The following is an 18,556-nucleotide window of genomic DNA, read 5'->3' as shown; positions in this document are numbered from 1 at the left end:
TACATCTAGCGCAGGTTCGCCCGCACCAGCAGATGGACGAGGAAGGGCCCGCCGATCGCGGCGGTGACCACGCCGACCGGGAGCGAGACCGGCAGCGCCGTGCGCGCGACGAGGTCCGAGCCGGTCAGCAGCAGCGCACCCGTCAGGCCCGAGGCCGCCAGCGGCGGTGTGGGGCAGCGCGCCAGACGCATCGCCACCTGCGGCGCCACCAGCGCCACGAACGGGACCGGGCCCGCCGCGCTCACCGCCACACCGGCCAGCAGCACCGCGCACAGCAGCAGCACCGCCCGCACCCTCCCGTACCGGACACCCAGGCCCGCGGCGACGTCGTCGCCGAAGTGCATCGGCCTGAACTGGAAGGCGACGCAGGAGACGACGACCAGGAGGGCGAGTCCGCACCACAGGGCCGTCCAGACCTCGCCCCACGAGCGGTCCTCCAGCGAACCGACCAGCCACGCCTGGGCCCGGGCCACGTCCCGGATGTCGGCCGTGACCAGCAGCCAGGTCGTGACGGCCTCCATCACGGCGCTCACCGAGATGCCGATGAGGATGAGCCGGAAACCGTCCACACCGCGCCGCCGCGCCAGGAAGTACACCAGCAGGCCGGTGCCGAGCCCGCCCGCGAGCGCCGCGGCCGACAGGCCCACCGAGTCGACGATCGCCGCGGCGGTCCCGCCCGAGACCGTCACCAGGAACACCGCGACGGCGCTGGCACCCGAGGTGATCCCCAGGACGTCCGGGCTGGCCAGCGGATTGCGCGCGATGGACTGCGTGATCGCCCCGGACACCCCGAGTGCGACGCCCACGACGACTCCGGCCAGGGCGCGCGGCATCCGCAGGTCCATGATGACGAACGCGTCGACCTGCTCGCCCCGCCCGAAGAGCGTGGCGACGACCTGCGGAAGACCGATCGGGAAGTCCCCGACGCCGATGGACACGCAGAACACCAGGAAGGTCGCCGCCGCGAGCAGCAGCGTGACGCACAGCGGCCAGGGCCGCCAGACGAACGACAGGCGGCGGCCGAGCCGCACGCCCGGCGGCAGGGAGGCCTTCATGTCGGTCACGTTCATGCCTGCCTGAACTTTCCACGCCACACGAGCGCCGCGAAGAAGGGGGCGCCGAGGAGCGCCACCAGGACGCCGGCGTCCAACTCGCCCGGCCGCACGACCAGTCGGCCGACCATGTCGCACAGCAGCAGCACGACGGCCCCGAGCAGTCCGGCGTACGGCACCAGCCAGCGGTAGTCCGGGCCGGTCACGTGCCGGGCCACGTGGGCGACCATCAGGCCGAGGAAGGCGATGGGACCGCATGCGGCTGTCGTGGCGCCCGCCAGCAGGGTGACGGCGGTGATGCCGACGGTCCGGCTCAGCGCGATGTTCACGCCCAGTCCCCTGGCCACGTCGTCCCCCAGGTTGAGCAGATTGAGGGAGGGCAGGGTGGTCAGGGCCAGCACCAGTCCGGCGCCGATGAACACGGTCACGGGCCAGATGACGTCGAATCCGACACCGGCGAGGGAGCCCGCGTTCCAGAACCGCAGGGCGTTCAGCGCGGCTTGGTCCGACAGCGCGACGGCGGTGGTCATCGCCGCGAGGAACACCGTGACGCCCTGGCCGGCCAGCGCCAGGGTCAGCGGGTTGCCCGCCCCGCGTCCGATGCTCGCCAGTCCGAAGACCACGACACCGGCGACGGCGGCCCCGGCGAACGCGAACCAGACGTACTGGAACGGATCGCCGAGCCCGAACACGGAGATCGCCACCACGACCGCGAACGAGGCGCCGGCGTTCACGCCCAGCAGGCCGGTGTCGGCGATGGGGTTGCGGGTGAACCCCTGGATCAGCGCCCCGCCGACCCCGAGGGCGATGCCCGCGACGATGCCGAGGACCGTGCGGGGCACCCGTACGGTCTCGACGATGAGCCTGATCTCCGTGAGGCGCCGGTCGGGGTCGGGGGCGTCGAACAGTCCGTGCCACACCTCGGCGGGACTCAACGCCCGTGCGCCGACGGCCAGCGACAGCACGGCGGCGATCACGAGGAAAGCCAAGAGGGCGGCCAGACCCATGAGCCGTCGCCGGCGGACCCGGGTCGAGCCCCTGGCCGGGGGGCGCTCCACGTACGTTATCCCTTGCGCGGTGGGCGAGTTGACAGATCGGTTCCCGCGACGCCCGACGGGGCGCGGGGAACCGCGCGGGCGGCCACGACGGGCGGTGGCCGTGGTGTCCCCTGGCGCGCCGGGACCGATCGGTGTCCCCGGTGCCCCAGGCGGAACGCCTAGCGGGCGGCGCTGCCCGTGCCGTCGGCGAGGGTGTGCCTGCGGTCCGCGGCGGCCTCGGCCCCGCGGCCGAGGAGGGAGTCCAGGATCTCGCCCACCCGGACGGCGGTGTTGGACAGCAGCGACGAGGTGATGCCGTGCGTGTGCTCCGTGCCGCCCTGGAGGTAGATGCCGCAGCGCAACGCGGGGTCGGTCGCGATGCGCCAGTCCCGCTCGACGCGGACGCGGCCCTCGTCGTCGCGCAGACAGTGGTCGGCGACCTCTCCGAGCAGGCTGGTGGGGTCGACGGGGCTGTAGCCGGTGGCGAGGACCACGACGTCCGCGTCCAGGTCGGTGTCCTCGCCGGTGACGAGGGAGGTCACCGTGGCGCGGACGCTCGACGGGGTCTCCTTGACGCCGGTGAGACGGGAGACGTTGAGGAACCGCAGCCGCTCGGTGCCCAGCACCTTCTCCTGGTAGGACTGCCGGTACAGGTCGTCGATCAGGTCGATGTCCACCACGGAGTAGTTGGTGTTGCCGTGGTAGTCCATCAGCTGTCGCTTGACGTCCTCGGGCGCGGCGAAGTACTGGTCGACGGCCTGCGGGTCGAAGATCCGGTTGGCGAAGCTGCTGTCGTCGGCGGGGCTGTAGCCGTAACGGGAGAAGACCGCGCAGACCTCGGCCCCGGGGAAGCGCCGGTGCAGGTAGGCGACGTTCTCGGCGGCGCTCTGCCCGGCGCCCACGACGACGAACCTCGAGGGCGAGGTGCCCTCCAACTCGTCTACTTTGGCGAGCAGTTCGGAGTTGTGCCAGACGCGTTCGCCCCGCTCCACGCCTTCGGGCACGAGGGGGCGCAGACCGGTGCCGATGACGAGGTTGCGGGCCCGGTGGATCTCGAGGCCGCCGCCCGACCGGACGGTCACCTCCAAGTGGTCGACGACGCCGTCCCGGGTCACGGGCGCGACGCCGACGACCTCGTGGCCGTAGGAGACCATGTCGTCGACCTGGGCCGCGGCCCACTCGAAGTAGTCGTGGAACTCCACGCGCAGCGGGAACAGGTTCTTGTGGTTGATGAAGTCGATCAGCCGGCCCTTGCTCTGCAGGTAGCAGAGGAAGCTGTACTCGCTGGCCGGGTTGCGCAGCGTCACCAGGTCCTTGAGGAAGGAGACCTGCATGGTGGCGTCGTCGATGAGCATGCCTCGGTGCCAGCCGAAGCGGGGCTGCTGCTCGAAGAAGTGAGCGGTGACGGCCTCCTGCCTGCCGACGCGGGCGTTGTGCTCGCGGAGCGCGATCGCCATGGCCACATTGGACGGCCCGAAGCCGATACCGATCAGGTCGTGGACCGGTGATGCGTCATCAGGAAGAACCTGCGACATGTCACTCCCATCGTGCGGGGCAGCCGCGCGTGTCAGGTGTGGGGAAGAGGAGGCGGGCATGCCGACGACGCGGCACCCCAACGAACTTAGGTGAGCCTAAGCTAAACCACTGGAGGTGTCGACAGGGCAAAACGGACACCCCCTCCAGGGTGACGCGTCAACTGATCAATCCTGCAAGGGTCGTTGCGCACTAAGGTAAGCCTTGCTTTACTTGCGTCGGCCACCACCGCGCTCTGAGGAGGAACCCCATGCGGGTCGTCATGTTCGGTTACCAGACCTGGGGGCATCGCACCCTGCAAGCCCTCCTGGAGTCCGAGCACGACGTGGTGCTGGTGGTGACCCACCCGAAGAGCGACCACGCCTACGAGAAGATCTGGAGCGACTCGGTCGCCGACCTCGCCGAGGAGCACGGCGTCCCGGTGCTCCTGCGCAACCGCCCTGACGACGACGAGCTGTTCGAACGCCTCCAGGAGGCCGACCCGGACATCATCGTGGCCAACAACTGGCGCACCTGGATCCCCCCGCGCATCTTCGGCCTGCCGCGCCACGGCACGCTGAACGTGCACGACTCGCTGCTGCCGAAGTACGCCGGGTTCTCCCCGCTGATCTGGGCGCTCATCAACGGCGAGCCGGAGGTCGGCGTCACGGCGCACATGATGAACGACGAACTCGACGCCGGTGACATCGTCCGGCAGGAGGCTGTGCCGGTCGGTCCCACGGACACCGCGACCGACCTCTTCCACAAGACCGTCGACCTCATCGCCCCCGTCACCATCGGCGCGCTCCGGCTGATCGCCTCAGGGCAGACCGAGTTCACCCGGCAGGACCGCTCCCAGGCGTCCTTCTTCCACAAGCGCGCCGACGAGGACAGCCGCATCGACTGGAGCTGGCCGGCCGAGGACCTGGAGCGCCTGGTGCGCGCCCAGTCCGAGCCGTACCCGAGCGCCTACACCTTCCACCGGGGCAAGCGGCTCGACGTTCTGGCCTCGTTCGTCTCCGAGGGCCGCTACGGCGGCACGCCCGGCCGGATCTTCTACCGCGAGGGCGAGGGCGTGGTGATCGTCGCCGGCGCCGACGCCCGGACGGGACGCAACCACGGCCTGGCCATCACCCGCGTGCGCACCGAGGACGGCCGGGAGCTGCCCGCGACCGAGTACTTCACCTCCATGGGCGGCTACCTCACCACGCGTCCCTGACCCGTCGGCCCCGGTACGGTCCCGGGGCCCGCCCGCGACGCCGCCGCACGGACCAACGTCCGCGCGGCGGCGCTCGTGTGCCCTCGTGCCCTGCTTCCCTCAAGTCACGTATTTTTGGGACGAGTTCACAAGCAGCGCACAGCCGGGCTACCGTTCACGCATGACGCCGCCCAGCGTGCTGAACCTCAGTGCGTACCTGATGTACGCGACGGGAAAGGCCGCCCGCCGCACCCTGTCGGACAAACTCGCGGCCCGCGGGCTGAGGCTGTGGCATCTGACCGTCCTCACCCTGGTCGCCGATCTCGGTCCGCAGCCCAAGGGCGTGCTGGCCGCCCGCCTGGACATGAACGCCGCCGACCTCGCGAGGGTCGTGAAAGACCTGGCCGACGCCGGGCAGGTCGACTGCGTCCGCAGCCTCACCGACCGCCGCCGCGTCGACGTCCGCATCACCCCGCAGGGCAGGACGGCCCTGGACCACCTCAACGCCGACATCGCATCCGCGGACGACGACCTCCTGACGCCGCTGAGCGAGTCCGAACGGGAGCAACTGGCCGCCCTGCTAAGGCGCGTGCACGCCCACCACGAGGAGAGGGGACCCGCGGGCGGGTTCCGTGTGACGGCTCAGGCCCGCCAGGTGTAGCGGCGTTCGGGCCGGCCGGCGGCGCCGTAGCGCAGGGACACCTCCGCACTGCCGATGCCGTGGAAGTACTCCAGGTAGCGGCGGGCGCTCACCCGGGAGACGCCGGTGGCGGCGGCGCACTCGGTGGCGGACAGGGTGCTCTCCGCCGCGCGCAGGGCCCGCTCCACGAGTTCGGCGGTCTCCACGCTCATGCCCTTTCAATCTGCGAGGCCGCCGCGGAGGGGGCGGCTCATGTGCCGAGCCGCACCATCATGACCTCCACCAGCCGAAACCGAAGAGAGCGGTCATCACCGCCCGGTCGGCGTGGGCCCGATGCCCCGGGGCTCCCCGCTCGGCGTGGGCCCGATGCCCCGTGACTGCCCGCCCGGCTCGGGACCGATGCCCCGCAGCTCCCTGATCGTGCCGCCGAGCTTCGCGCGGAAGGACTCCAGCAGCGCGGGTTTCACGCTGACCACCCAGCGCGTGCCGACGAGGTAGGTGCCTCCGTAGACGCGCGCCTCCTCCAGCCAGGTCTCCTTGAGCCTCTCCTCGGGGAACGTGGTGATGAGGTAGTCGGCCTTCTCGGTGTGGCACAGGCCCTGACGCAGCTCGTCGGCGTCGATGCGGATCTCCGCCTTGCAGCCGGTCAGCCCGGCGATCACCTCCACCTTGGCCGGTGCGACGACTCCGGCGGCGGGAGCGGCGGTCACGCTCGGCGCCGCCTTGCCGCCACCGTCGGCGCCCTTGCCGTCGCCACCGCCGCCGCAGGCCGTGACGAGGGGGAGGACCACCAGGGCGCCGGCCGCGGCGAGGGCGCGCGGCCCCGGGGCCCGGGACGGGGTGCGGCGGGTGGATCGTGCGGGCGGATACTGCTGGGACACGTCGCCTCTCCGGGTGCGGTCTTTCGCCAGGTGTTCGACAGGAGTACGCACGGGTCCGGGCGGGCGTTCACGCCTCAGGCGGCCTCCTCCACCGCCTCGCCCCGCGTCCCGTCGCCCCGTTCCGCGAACTGGGTGCGGTACAGCTCCGCGTACCGCCGCCCCGCCGCCAGGAGTTCCTCGTGCGTGCCCCGTTCCACGATCCGGCCGGCCTCGACGACCAGGATCTGGTCGGCCGCGCGGACGGTGGAGAGCCGGTGGGCGATCACGACGGCCGTGCGGCCTTCGAGTGCTGCGGTGAGTGCTTCCTGGACGGCGGCCTCGGAGGTGTTGTCGAGGTGGGCGGTGGCCTCGTCGAGGATGACCACGCGCTGGCGGGCCAGCAACAGCCGGGCGATGGTCATGCGCTGGCGTTCACCGCCGGACAGACGGTAACCACGCTCGCCGACCACGGTGTCCAGGCCGTCGGGCAGGGAGCGTACGAGGTCGTCGAGGCGGGCCCGGCGCAGGGCGTCCCACAGGTCGTCCTCCGTGGCCTCGGGCCGGGCGAGGAGCAGGTTGGCGCGGACGGTGTCGTGGAAGAGGTGGCCGTCCTGGGTGACCATGCCCAGGGTCTGCCGCAGCGACCGGGCCGTGAGGTCGCGGACGTCGACGCCGCCGATGCGTACCGCTCCCTCGTCGGTGTCGTACAGGCGCGGCATCAGCTGTGCGATGGTCGACTTGCCCGCGCCGGAGGAGCCGACGAGCGCCACGGTCTGACCGGGTTCGGCACGGAAGGACACTCCGTGCAGCACCTCGTCGCCGCCCCGGCCGTCCAGGGACGCGACCTCCTCCAGGGAGGCGAGGGAGACCTTGTCGGCCGCCGGGTAGCCGAAGCGGACGTTGTCGAACTCGACCGCGACGGGCCCCTCGGGCACCGCACGCGCGTCCGCCTTCTCCTCGATGAGAGGCCTGAGGTCGAGCACCTCGAAGACCCGCTCGAAACTGACCAGGGCGCTCATCACCTCGACGCGCGCCCCCGCGAGCGCCGTCAGCGGCGCGTAGAGCCGGGTCAGGAGCAGCGCGAGCGACACGACCGCGCCGGGCTCCAGGGCACCGCGCAGGGCGAACCAGCCACCGAGCCCGTAGACCAGGGCCAGGGCGAGGGCGGAGACCAGGGTGAGCGCGGTGATGAAGGCCGCCTGGGCGGTCGCCGTGCGGATCCCGATGTCCGCGACCCGGCGGGCGCGCTCGGCGAACTCCCGCGACTCCTCCTCCGGTCGTCCGAACAGCTTGACGAGGGTTGCTCCGGGGGCGGAGAACCGCTCGGTCATGCGGGTGCCCATCGCGGCGTTCAGCGTCGCCGCCTCCCGCTGCATCGTGGCCATGCGACGGCCCATGCGGCGGGCCGGGATCACGAACACCGGCAGCAGCACCAGCGCGAGCAGGGTGATCTGCCAGGACAGCGTGAGCATCACCGCGAGCGTGAGCAGCAGCGTGACGAGGTTGCCGACCACTCCGGAGAGGGTGGTGCTGAACGCGCGCTGGGCGCCGATGACGTCGTTGTTGAGCCGGGAGACGAGGGCGCCCGTACGTGTGCGTGTGAAGAACGCGACCGGCATGCGCTGCACATGGTCGAAGACGGCGGTCCGCAGATCGAGGATCAGATGCTCCCCGAGCGTCGCCGACAGTCTCCGGCCGAGGATGCCCAGGGCCGCCTCCGCCACCGCGATCAGCGCGATGAGCAGGGCGAGACGTACGACTTCGTCCTCGTCCCCGTGGGACACGATCGTGTCCACGACCGACCCGGCCAGGACGGGTGTCGCCACGGCCAGCAGGGCGGTGCCCACGCCCAGCAGGACGAAGAGGGCGATGCGGCGCCGGTGCGGGCGGGCGAAGGCGCCGATGCGGCGCAGGGTCGCCAATGCGAAGGGGCGGCGCTCCTGTTCGGCGTTGATCACGCTGTGCAGCTGTGTCCACGCGGTGGTCTCCATGCTCATGAGGGCGACCGTAGAACCTCAAGCAACCTTGAGGTCAAGGAAGCTCGCGCATTGCCCCGACATCCCGCACAATCAGCCCGATCCCCCTCTTCCCCGTCCCTTCGCGCAAAGGCCCCGATGACGCTCCCCACGCAGCCGCTTCCCGCGCGCAATCCCCGGTCCCCGCTCCCGCAACCCGCAGTTGGCACGGCCTGGACAGCCTCTGGAGACGTGACAGCGGTACAACTCCCCGAACTCCGCCCGGGACGACTCCCCCGTCGCGTCCCGGTCCGCCGTCTGCGGCAGCTCCTGTGTCTGCTCCCGCTCCTGCTCGTCACCGTGGTCGCGGTGCGGCACCGGTCGGTGCTGGCCGACGGTTTCGCGCATCTGGGCACCGCCGAGTGGCCCTGGTTGCTGGCGGCGGTCGGCGCGACCTGCCTGACCTGGGTCGCCGCCGCCTGCACACGGCAGGGCGCGGTCGTCGAGCGGCTGCCCCGACGGCGGCTGCTGGCCACGCAGTTCGCGGCCGGAGCGGCCAACCACCTGCTGCCGACCGGGCTGGGCGCGAGCGCGGTCAACCTGCGGTTCATGACCGTGTGCGGGCTGCCGCTCGCCCGTTCCTCGGCCGCCCTCGGCCTGTACCTGCTCGCTGAGAGCGCCGGCCGGGTGCTGCTGCTGGGCGCCCTGTTCGTCGCCTTCCCCGACGCGCTGCGCCTCGGCACGCTGGTGCCGGAGACGGCGTTCGGCCCGTTGCTGGCCGGTGTCGCGGTGGCGCTGGTGATCGCCGCGACCGTGCTCGCCCTGGTCCGGCGGCTGCGTTCGGCCCTGGTGTCCTTCCTGCGGACGGCGCTCGGCGAGGCCCGCTCGGTGCACACCCGGCCGGCCCGGGCCCTCGCGCTGTGGGGCGGCTCCTTCGCCTTCCCGGCGTTGCAGGCGTCCGTACTGGTGCTGGTGGGGCGGGCGCTGGGGCTGGACGTCCCGGCCGCGCACATGGCGGTGGCCTACCTGGCGGCGACGGTCGCCGTCGCGCTGGTGCCCACCCCGGGCGGCATCGGCTCGGTCGAGGCGGCGCTGGTGGTGGCGCTGGTGGCGGCGGGCGGCCCGGCCGCGGTGGCCACCGCCGTGGTGCTGGCGTTCCGGGTGATCACCGTCTGGCTGCCGCTGGTGCCGGGCGCGCTGACGCTGGCGGCGCTGGTGCGGCTGAAGGTGATCTGACCCGGGGCCGGGCCCGGGCCGCGGCCGAGGAACCGGGCGCGGAGATCGCCCGGTTCCCGCAGTCCTGCCTGCGCTCCGACCGGCCCTCCGTGCTGGACCAGGAGGGCCTCGATGACCGGCCGCGCTGCGCGCCGAGTTCCGGCACGGCACCGGTGTGCCGGCCGAGAGCCTGCGGGGAGCGGCCCGATTCGTCTCCGGCGAGGGCAGGCACGGTCTTCCCGGACCTGTGAGCGAGCCCGGCGTGACCCTGCGTCATGTGCAGCAACTCACCCTCCGCCCACCCCCGTCTCCGGTACGGAACCCTGCACGGGATACGGCAGGATGAACGATCGTGCCGACCGCAGGTCAGGGCGGTCGGGCACCTTCTGACATCCCGGAAGACGAGCAGGTGACGACGTGATGAGACTTCACATCCGGCCGCAGGTGGCGGCGTTCGCCGCGGTTCCCCGCCCCGGAGGTGACCGGTGAACCGGGCGCTGACCGTGGACGATCTGCTGTTCGCCGGCATCGCCCTCGGCTCGGGCCTGCTGGCGGCGTTCGCACTGCGCGTCCTGCTGCGCTGGCTGGGCCGGCACGCCGACCGCACCCGCTGGAGCGGCGACGACGTGATCGTGCACGCGCTGCGGGCCGTGGTGCCCTGGGGGGCGGTCGTGGGCGGAGTGGCGGGCGCGGCGGCGGTGCTGCCGCTGACCCGGACGGTGCAGCACACCACGAACCAGGTGCTCACCGTGCTGCTGATCTTCGTGGCGACCGTGTCGGTGGCCCGGGTCGTGACGGGGCTGGTGCGCACGGTCACCCAGTCCCGCTCCGGGGTCGCCGGATCGGCCACGATCTTCGTCAACATCACCCGGATCCTGGTCCTGGCGATCGGCTTCCTGGTGGTGCTCCAGACCCTGGGCATCTCGATAGCGCCGCTGCTCACCGCCCTCGGCGTCGGCGGTCTGGCCGTCGCGCTGGCCCTGCAGGACACCCTCGCCAACCTCTTCGCGGGCATCCACATCCTCGCCTCGAAGACCGTCCAGCCCGGTGACTACATCCGGCTCAGCAGCGGCGAGGAGGGCTACGTCGAGGACATCAACTGGCGGCAGACGACGATCCGCAACCTGTCGAACAACCTGGTCGTGATCCCCAACGGCCAGCTCGCCAAGGCGAACATGACCAACTTCATGCGCCCGGAGGAGCAGCTGACCGTCCTGGTCCAGGTCGGGGTGGCCTACGACAGCGACCTGGAGCAGGTGGAGCGGGTCACCAACGAGGTCATCGCCGAGACGATGGCCGAGGTGGACGGCGCCGTGGCGGACCACGAGCCGATCATCCGGTTCCACACCTTCGGCGACTCCCGCATCGGCTTCACCGTCATCCTGGGCGTCGGCGAGTTCAGCGACCAGTACCGGATCAAGCACGAGTTCATCAAGCGCCTGCACAAGCGCTACCGCGCGGAGGGCATCCGCATCCCCGCCCCGGCGCGCACGGTGGCGCTCCAGCAGGGCGGGGTCGTCATCCCGCAGCAGCGGACCGGCGAGATCGAGCCGGGCGGTCTGAGCTCCGCCCGGTTCGACTAGGGGCCGCTCGTCACAGCGTCGCGGAGTTGTCGTGGTGGTGGCTGTCCCTCCGGTCGCGCGGTGCCGCGAGGGACGCCTTCACCGGCGTCACCGTCCAGTCCGGGTGCCCCGGCATCCGCGGCGTCTTCGTGCCGTACAGCCAGTCCCGCAGGAAGCCGGTGACGTCCTGCCCCGAGATCTCCGAGGCGAGGGCGATGTAGTCCTCGGTGGAGGCGGTGGAGTCGCGGTACCGCTCCAGGAACGTGCGCTCCAGGGCCGTGAAGGCCGCCTCCCCGACCTGCTGCCGCAGCGCGTACAGCACGAGCACCCCGCCCAGGTAGCGCTGGCTGTCGAACAGGTTGGCCGCGTTGGGCGCCGCCACCGGCCCGGAGTCGCGGCGCCACTGGTCGCCCTGCGCATAGGTGTGCTTCATACGCGCTTCCAGCGTGGTCATGCCAAGCGAATCGGCCCAGCCGCGCTCGTAGCGGTACAGCAGGCCGTAGAAGTCGGCGTGGCCCTCGTTCAGCCACAGATCGGCCCAGGTGGCGGGGCTGACGCTGTTGCCGAAGTAGGAGTGGACCAGCTCGTGCATCATGTGCGAGCCGATCTTGCTCTCCTCCTGGAGGAGGTAGTTCGGCTTGTAGAGCGTGAGGGTCTGGGTCTCCAGGCCGGTGAAGTCGAAGGCGTTCGAGGCGTCGTTGTTGCAGGGCAGCAGGCCGTACGTCTCGAAGGGGTACGCGCCCAGCCGCTGCTCGACCCACGCCACCAGGCCCGGGGTGAGCGCCAGCGCCGGTTCCAGGGCGGTGGCCCGGGCCACCGGGACGACGTCGCGCAGCGGCAGTCCGTGCGGACCCTGCCGCTCCTTGATCACGTAGTCGCCGACGGTGATCTGCACCACCTCGGTGGCGATCGGCGAGCGGGAGCGGTACGTGTACGCGGTCAGGCCGCCGGACAGCTGCTCGGTGCGCACCAGTGTGCCGCTGGCGACGCCCCGCAGCCCGTCGGGCACGGTGATCCGGAAGGTGAAATCGGCCTTGTCGGAGGGGTGGTCGTTGCAGGGGAAGACGGTGTGCGCCAGGTCCGGCTGGCAGCACACCGCGAATCCGTCCGGGGTGGCCACCCAGCCGCCGGCGGGCGGCGGGGTCCGGCGGGGGTCGGCGCCGTAGGCCACCACGACCTTGGCCCGGGCCCTCGCCGGGAGCGGGCGGGCGGGGGTGATCCGCAACTTCTCGGCCACCTGCTCGAAGGCGGCGGCGCGGCCGTCGACCCGGACGGAGCGTATGTCCAGGCCGCGCGCGTCCAGGGAGAAGCGGCTCAGGGCCTGGGTGGTGCAGACGGTCAGGGTCGTGGTGGCCTCGACGAGCTTGGTCGTGGCGTCGTAGGCGACGTCGAGGTGGTAGGCCGAGACGTGGTATCCGCCGTTGCCGAGGGCGGGGTAGACGGAGTCACCGAGGGTCTCGGCGCCGGGTGTGGCGCCGGTCCCGGGGGCGGCCTGGGCGGGGATCCCCGTACCGAGTGCCGCCGCGGTGCCGATCAGGGCGGCCGCGGGGGCCGTCACTCTGGTGCGATATCTCATGGTCCGCTTTCGCTCGGACGGCCGGGTGGTCAGGTCCGGCCGTGGCTTGGAGTGAGTGATCTCTCTCCAGGACACGCGAAGCGGTCGATCGGTTGCACAAAACCGGTCGCGGACCCCTGTCGAGACGAGGTCGATCACGAGATATCTTGATGTCGAGCAATGTTGCAGACGTGGAGCGGAGCACCCGGTGACTGACTCGACCATCATCTATACGCACACTGACGAGGCCCCCGCCCTGGCGACGTATTCCTTCCTGCCGGTGGTCCGGGCCTACGCATCGCAGGCGGGTGTCCCCGTGGAGACCCGCGACATCTCGCTGGCCGGACGCATCATCGCCGTGTTCCCGGAGTACCTGACCGAGGACCAGCGCATCCCGGACGCCCTCGCGGAGCTCGGCGAGCTGGCCAAGACGCCCGCCGCCAACATCATCAAGCTGCCGAACATCTCGGCGTCCATCCCGCAGCTCAAGGCCGCCGTGGCGGAGCTGCAGGGCCAGGGCTACGCGCTGCCGGACTACCCGGACGACCCGAAGACCGACGAGGAGCGCGAGATCCGCGCCCGCTACGACAAGGTCAAGGGCTCCGCCGTGAACCCGGTCCTGCGTGAGGGCAACTCCGACCGGCGCGCCCCCGCCTCGGTCAAGAACTACGCCAAGTCCCACCCGCACCGCATGGGCGCCTGGATCCCGGAGTCCAAGACCAACGTGGCGACCATGGGCCAGAACGACTTCCGCTCCACCGAGAAGTCGGTCGTGATCGCCGAGGACGGCACGCTGCGCATCGAGCTCGTCGGCGACGACGGCACGACCACCGTGCTGCGCGAGTCCGTACCGGTGCTCGCCGGTGAGGTCGTCGACGCCTCCGTGATGCGCGTCGCCGCGCTGCGCGAGTTCCTGACCGCGCAGGTCGCCCGTGCCAAGGCCGAGGGTGTGCTGTTCTCGGTGCACCTGAAGGCGACGATGATGAAGGTCTCCGACCCGATCGTCTTCGGCCACGTGGTGCGCGCCTTCTTCCCGAAGACGTTCGCGCAGTACGGCGACAAGCTCGCCGCGGCCGGCCTGACCCCGAACGACGGTCTGGGCGGCATCTGGAAGGGCCTGGACGCCCTGCCGGAGGGCGCCGAGATCAAGGCCTCCTTCGACGCCGAGCTCGCCGAGGGCCCGGAGCTGGCCATGGTCGACTCCGACAAGGGCATCACGAACCTGCACGTCCCCTCGGACGTCATCGTCGACGCCTCCATGCCGGCCATGATCCGCACCTCGGGCCACATGTGGGGCCCGGACGGCCAGGAGCACGACACCCTCGCGGTCCTGCCGGACTCCTCCTACGCGGGCGTCTACCAGGCCGTGATCGACGACTGCCGGGCCAACGGCGCCTACGACCCGTCCACCATGGGCTCGGTGCCGAACGTCGGCCTCATGGCGCAGAAGGCCGAGGAGTACGGCAGCCACGACAAGACCTTCGAGATCCCCACCACGGGCACCGTCCGTCTCGTCGACGGCAACGGCACCGCCCTGATCGAGCAGACCGTCTCGGCCGGCGACATCTTCCGCGCCTGCCAGACGAAGGACGCGCCGATCAAGGACTGGGTGAAGCTGGCCGTCACCCGCGCCCGCGCCACCGGCGACCCGGCCGTGTTCTGGCTGGACGAGACCCGCGCGCACGACGCCAACCTGATCGCCAAGGTCAACACCTACCTCGCCGAGCACGACACCGAGGGCCTGGACATCCGGATCCTCAACCCGGTCGAGGCGACGAAGCTGTCGGTGGAGCGCATCCGCCGCGGCGAGAACACGATCTCGGTCACCGGCAACGTCCTGCGCGACTACCTGACCGACCTGTTCCCGATCCTTGAGCTGGGCACCAGCGCCAAGATGCTGTCGGTCGTCCCGCTGATGGCGGGCGGCGGCCTGTTCGAGACGGGCGCCGGCGGTTCCGCGCCGAAGCACGTCCAGCAGCTGGTCAAGGAGAACTACCTGCGCTGGGACTCCCTGGGTGAGTTCTTCGCCCTGGTGCCGTCCCTGGAGCAGTACGCCAAGGTGACGGGCAACGCCCGCGCCCAGGTGCTGGCCGACACCCTCGACCGCGCCACGGCGACCTTCCTCAACGAGGACAAGTCCCCGACCCGTCGCGTCGGCGGCATCGACAACCGCGGCAGCCACTTCTACCTGTCCCTGTACTGGGCGCAGGAGCTGGCCGGGCAGACCGAGGACGCGGACCTGGCGAAGGCCTTCGCCCCGCTCGCCGAGACGCTCGCCGCGAACGAGCAGAAGATCGTCGACGAGCTGGTCGGCGCCCAGGGCAAGCCCGTCGACATCGGCGGGTACTACCAGCCCGACCCGGCGAAGGCCGCGGAGGTCATGCGCCCGTCCACCACGTGGAACGAGGTCCTGGCGTCCCTGAGCTGACGCCCCGGGCCGCATCGGCCCTCCGACTCCGCCCCGGCCGGCCGCGCGCCCGGCCGGGGCGGAGCCGTATCCGCCCTCACACGGCCTTCCGAGGCACCTCGATCCTGCCGCACACCACCGATCCACGTCCTGGAGCCGCCCCGTGACCGACGCCCCGCCGCCCTTCGAGCTGCTGCCCGGGGCCGGGCAGTCCCCGGTGATCCTTCATGTGCCGCACTCCGCGCGGGAGATACCGGACGTCGTGCGGGAGCGGATCGTGCTCGGTGACGAGGAGCTGGAGCGGGAGCTCGACCACATCACCGACGCGCACACCGCGGAGATCGCCGAGACGGCGGCCGGGCTGGCCGGCCTCACACCATGGCGTTGCGTCAACCGGCTGTCGCGGCTGGTCGTCGATCCGGAACGGTTCCCGGACGAGCGGGAGGAGATGCTGGCCGTCGGAATGGGGGCGGTCTACACCCGGACCACGCACGGCGGGGTGCTACGGCCCGACGACACCGACGCCGGCCCGCTCGTCGAGCGGTACTTCGAGCCGTACGCGCGGGCGATGACACGGGCCGTGGCGGACCGGCTGGACGCCACGGGGCGGGCCGTGATCATCGACGTGCACTCCTACCCGAGCCGGAGACTGCCCTACGAGCTGCACGGGGACGGGCCCCGCCCGGCGGTCTGTCTCGGCACCGACTCCTTCCACACGCCTCCCGCGCTGCTGGACGCCGCCCGGGAAGCTTTCGGGGAGACGGAACTCGACACCCCGTTCAGCGGGACCTACGTGCCTGTGGAGTTCCACGGGAAGCGGCCCGAGGTGAGCGCGCTCATGGTGGAGGTCCGCCGGGACACCTACATGACCGAACCGGGCGGCCCCGCCGGGCCCGGGCTGGAGCGGCTCGGCAGGGCACTGGCCGCCCTGGTGGACGCCGTGTCCCGCTGAACCGCCCGACGGTGACCCGTGATCAATACACCTAGGCCCGCAGCCACTCCGTCACCACCACGTCCCCGCCCGTGCGCAGCCGCAGGGCGAACGGGCCGGACAGCGGTACGTCGGTGGTGAAGCGGCCCAGGTCGTCGGCCGTGAGCGGGAAGCCGGGCCGCGGTCCGCCGAGCACCTCGATCCGGGCCGGCTGCGGCGGCAGCACCTGGCCCATCAGCCCCCGCTCGGTCACCTCGACGTCCACGGTCACCCCACCCGCCCGGAACGTCAGCATCCGGGGCACGTCGGCGACACCCCTGACCGGGAGGGCGTCGACCAGCGAGTCGAAGGTCAGCTCGGCCACGCGCGTGTCCAGGTCGTGCAGCGCGTAGGCGTCGACCGCGATCTGCTGGAGGACCGCCGGAACCGGGTCGAGGACGGCGGCGGCCCGCCGCAGCTCCTCCTCCAGCAGATCGTCGTCGAACTCCCGGTCGTCGAAGTCCTCCTCGCCGAACAGGTCGTCGTCGTCCATGCCGTGCATGCCGTTCATGTCGCTCACATCGCCCCCCGTGCCTCGAGCCGGGCCCGCAGGCGCCGCAGACAGCGCTGGCGCAGCGGCCCGATGCTGCCGACCGCGATCCCCAGCGCGGCGGACACGTCGTGGTAGCTGGGCGGCGGCGTCGCCATCAGCACGCGCAGCAACTGCCGGCACCGCTCGCCCAGTTCCTCGAACTCCTGCCACAACCGCCGGACACGTTCGCTCTGCGCGGCGGCCTCCTCGGAGTCGAGCAGCGACTGTTCCGGCGTACCGTCCTCGCTGACCCGGTCCAGCATCCGCGGATCGTCCGTGAGGGTCAGCCGCTGCGCACTGCGGATGACCTTCAGGCACTCGTGGCGCGCGGTGCTCGCCAGCCACGCGCCGGCCTTGCCGGGCTCGCGGATCCGCCCGAGGTGCTGGGCGAAGCGGAACCAGGCTGTCTGGTACACCTCGTGCGCGTCGGCGTCGGAGAGCCTGTGGGCCCGGACGACGGACCACACCAGGGGGCTCAGCCCCTCCACGAGCGCCTTCCAGGCCGCCGCGTCACCGTCGGCGGCCGCCTGGACGAGCGCGCCGGCATCAGTACGGTCCACGGCAGCCCCACCCCTCGAGTACGGCACGTCATCGTACGCCGTGGAGGGGGCGGCTTCGGCCGTCACAGTCCGGGGCCGAGGCGCACGACGGGCACCGGGCGCCAGGTGGGCGGACGAAGCGCCGGAACGTGCGCACCGCGCACTTCCGCGAACCCCGTGTTCATTTGCAGGAGCTGCTCCCGGGCCGCGCGCGGGTCGGTCTCCTTGTGCGCCGTCATGTGCGCGGCGACCAGGCCGGCGGTCACCGGGGTGGCGAAGGAGGTGCCGCTCCACTGCGCGTAGCCCTCGAACATCACCTGGTCCGGCTTGGCGGCGACGCCCTCGTCACTCAGCACGCCGCTGTGCCGGGGGTGGCTGCACGTGCAGCCGTAGGAGAAGCCGTAGCGGCAGGCGTCGTAGGTGGAGTGCTGGTAGACGTACGGGACCGGGGAGTCGAAGCCGGTGAGGGCGCTGGTGAGACGCTCCCCGGGGGCGTAGACCTTCACCCAGGGGCCGTGGTTGGTGAAGCAGGCGCCGAACTCGCCGTCGCTGCGCAGGGCGCCGACCGAGAGCACGGAGTCCTCCCAGCCGGGCAGATCGGCGTAGGCGGCGGGCCAGAACGGCGTCGCGCCGGCGTTGTTTCCCGCGGCGGCGACCAGCAGGGTGCGCTGCTCGCGCAGTTCCCGCATGAAGTTCTCGACGCCCAGCAGGCCGTCGGTGCGGCCGTTGGCGGTGCCGGCGGAGAGGCTGAGGACGTCGGGCCAGCCGCCCGCGTCGACGGCCTCGAAGAGCCTCTCGCCGAACTCCGACTCCAGGATGGCGCCCGCGTCGTTGAGGGTGCCGCGCACGGTGATGTCGGTGTTGGGCGCCACGGCCGCCACCAGCCCGGCGATGAACGTGCCGTGGCCGACGTACTGCCGGAGGACCCCCTGGTCGTCGCACTCCCGCTCCTGGGCGTCGCCGCCGGTGTGGGCCAGCAGGCCGCAGGAGCGGTAGTCGTGCGTGAGGCCGGTGTCGACGACGAGGACGGCGACGGCGGTGTCCGGGTCGTGGGGCGTGTCGGCGGCGGCCGGGTTGGGTGGTTCGCTGAGCGGTACGGGGACGGGTTCGTCGCCGGGGCAGGCGTTGACGGCGATGTGCACCACGTGATTGCGGGCGACCATCCGGTGCCCGGCCCGGGACTCGTGCTCGCGTACCGAGCGCAAGGCGTGGGCGACGGCACGGTCGGCGCCCCGGCCGCCCTCGCCGGGGTCGCCGACCCGGATGCGGGTGATGCCGCTGCGGTTGGTCTGCGGGCCCGCGCGCCGGACCTGCTCCTGGTCGAGGTCGGGTGCCGCCGTGAAGTGCGCCCGTACCGTGTCCTCGACGACCCGGGCCTCCTCGCCGTCGCGGACGAGGACCACGCCCTTCTCGTACATGAACTCCGCCGAGTCGTCCGGGCCCATCGCCAGGGGGACGTCCGGCATCGAGCGCTGGATGTGGTCGAACTGCTCGTGGAATCGCTGAGGTGCCATGGCGGGTC

The 18,556-nt window shown here is 71.8% G+C and carries 15 protein-coding genes and 1 pseudogene; 6 read left to right on the top strand and 10 right to left on the bottom strand.

Annotation, left to right across the window (positions count from 1 at the left end):
• Positions 1-5 precede the first annotated feature (5 nt).
• The 3 genes from ACFZDI_RS07150 to ACFZDI_RS07140 all read right to left on the bottom strand — a co-directional run bounded on the left by ACFZDI_RS07150 (position 6) and on the right by ACFZDI_RS07140 (position 3,624).
• Entirely contained in the window at positions 6-1,070 is a 1,065-nt protein-coding gene (locus ACFZDI_RS07150) for an iron chelate uptake ABC transporter family permease subunit (protein WP_391248364.1), read from the bottom strand.
• Entirely contained in the window at positions 1,067-2,059 is a 993-nt protein-coding gene (locus tag ACFZDI_RS07145) for an iron chelate uptake ABC transporter family permease subunit (RefSeq protein ID WP_391249475.1), read from the bottom strand. Before ACFZDI_RS07145 ends, ACFZDI_RS07150 begins: the two co-directional genes overlap by 4 nt.
• Before the next feature lie 209 nt (positions 2,060-2,268).
• Positions 2,269-3,624, bottom strand: a complete 1,356-nt coding sequence (locus ACFZDI_RS07140; RefSeq protein ID WP_391248362.1) for a SidA/IucD/PvdA family monooxygenase — start codon at positions 3,622-3,624, stop codon at positions 2,269-2,271.
• Between the two features lie 248 nt (positions 3,625-3,872).
• Here ACFZDI_RS07140 and ACFZDI_RS07135 point away from each other — a divergent pair, with 248 nt between their 5' ends.
• Together ACFZDI_RS07135 and ACFZDI_RS07130 are read left to right on the top strand one after the other, a co-directional pair.
• Positions 3,873-4,820: a methionyl-tRNA formyltransferase gene (locus ACFZDI_RS07135; RefSeq protein WP_234845388.1), complete on the top strand. Its 948-nt coding sequence runs from the start codon at positions 3,873-3,875 to the stop codon at positions 4,818-4,820.
• A 160-nt stretch (positions 4,821-4,980) separates the two neighbouring features.
• Complete coding sequence (locus ACFZDI_RS07130) at positions 4,981-5,460, top strand: MarR family winged helix-turn-helix transcriptional regulator (protein WP_391248360.1); 480 nt, start codon at positions 4,981-4,983, stop codon at positions 5,458-5,460.
• Here the strand turns inward: ACFZDI_RS07130 and ACFZDI_RS07125 are convergent.
• The 3 genes and pseudogenes from ACFZDI_RS07125 to ACFZDI_RS07115 all read right to left on the bottom strand — a co-directional run.
• Positions 5,442-5,657: pseudogene (locus tag ACFZDI_RS07125) on the bottom strand (two-component system response regulator); the annotation flags it as partial. The gene ACFZDI_RS07130 and the pseudogene ACFZDI_RS07125 overlap by 19 nt on opposite strands.
• Before the next feature lie 90 nt (positions 5,658-5,747).
• On the bottom strand, positions 5,748-6,320 hold the full coding sequence (locus ACFZDI_RS07120) for a hypothetical protein (RefSeq protein ID WP_391248358.1): 573 nt from the start codon (positions 6,318-6,320) through the stop codon (positions 5,748-5,750).
• A 74-nt stretch (positions 6,321-6,394) separates the two neighbouring features.
• Positions 6,395-8,290 carry an ABC transporter transmembrane domain-containing protein gene (locus ACFZDI_RS07115; RefSeq protein WP_391249473.1) on the bottom strand — a complete coding sequence of 632 codons (1,896 nt, stop codon included), beginning with the start codon at positions 8,288-8,290 and terminating at the stop codon, positions 6,395-6,397.
• Positions 8,291-8,506: 216 nt separating this feature from the next.
• Here ACFZDI_RS07115 and ACFZDI_RS07110 point away from each other — a divergent pair, with 216 nt between their 5' ends.
• A complete protein-coding gene (locus ACFZDI_RS07110; protein ID WP_391248356.1) occupies positions 8,507-9,490 on the top strand; it encodes a lysylphosphatidylglycerol synthase domain-containing protein in 984 nt (327 codons plus the stop codon).
• 464 nt (positions 9,491-9,954) lie between these two features.
• Positions 9,955-11,052: a mechanosensitive ion channel domain-containing protein gene (locus tag ACFZDI_RS07105; RefSeq protein ID WP_391248354.1), complete on the top strand. Its 1,098-nt coding sequence runs from the start codon at positions 9,955-9,957 to the stop codon at positions 11,050-11,052.
• Between the two features lie 10 nt (positions 11,053-11,062).
• On the opposite strand, the gene ACFZDI_RS07100 is transcribed toward ACFZDI_RS07105, so the two are convergent.
• Positions 11,063-12,607, bottom strand: coding sequence for a M1 family aminopeptidase (locus ACFZDI_RS07100; protein WP_391248351.1), 1,545 nt, complete (start codon positions 12,605-12,607; stop codon positions 11,063-11,065).
• 187 nt (positions 12,608-12,794) lie between these two features.
• Between ACFZDI_RS07100 and ACFZDI_RS07095 the strand changes: the two genes are divergently transcribed.
• On the top strand, positions 12,795-15,014 hold the full coding sequence (locus ACFZDI_RS07095; RefSeq protein ID WP_391248349.1) for an NADP-dependent isocitrate dehydrogenase: 2,220 nt from the start codon (positions 12,795-12,797) through the stop codon (positions 15,012-15,014).
• A 142-nt stretch (positions 15,015-15,156) separates the two neighbouring features.
• Positions 15,157-15,945 carry an N-formylglutamate amidohydrolase gene (locus tag ACFZDI_RS07090; RefSeq protein ID WP_391248347.1) on the top strand — a complete coding sequence of 263 codons (789 nt, stop codon included), beginning with the start codon at positions 15,157-15,159 and terminating at the stop codon, positions 15,943-15,945.
• Between the two features lie 31 nt (positions 15,946-15,976).
• Here the strand turns inward: ACFZDI_RS07090 and ACFZDI_RS07085 are convergent, their stop codons facing one another.
• The 3 genes from ACFZDI_RS07085 to ACFZDI_RS07075 all read right to left on the bottom strand — a co-directional run bounded on the left by ACFZDI_RS07085 (position 15,977) and on the right by ACFZDI_RS07075 (position 18,548).
• Positions 15,977-16,474, bottom strand: coding sequence for a hypothetical protein (locus ACFZDI_RS07085; RefSeq protein ID WP_391249471.1), 498 nt, complete (start codon positions 16,472-16,474; stop codon positions 15,977-15,979).
• 5 nt (positions 16,475-16,479) lie between these two features.
• A complete protein-coding gene (locus ACFZDI_RS07080; RefSeq protein ID WP_234845394.1) occupies positions 16,480-17,055 on the bottom strand; it encodes an RNA polymerase sigma factor in 576 nt (191 codons plus the stop codon).
• A gap of 62 nt (positions 17,056-17,117) precedes the next feature.
• On the bottom strand, positions 17,118-18,548 hold the full coding sequence (locus ACFZDI_RS07075; protein ID WP_391248344.1) for a S8 family serine peptidase: 1,431 nt from the start codon (positions 18,546-18,548) through the stop codon (positions 17,118-17,120).
• Between the last annotated feature and the right edge of the window lie 8 nt (positions 18,549-18,556).

The organism is Streptomyces sp. NPDC007907 (assembly GCF_042959365.1).
In the GTDB taxonomy this organism is placed as follows: Bacteria; Actinomycetota; Actinomycetes; order Streptomycetales; family Streptomycetaceae; genus Streptomyces; species Streptomyces indiaensis.
This window is presented reverse-complemented; position numbering and strand designations above follow the sequence as displayed.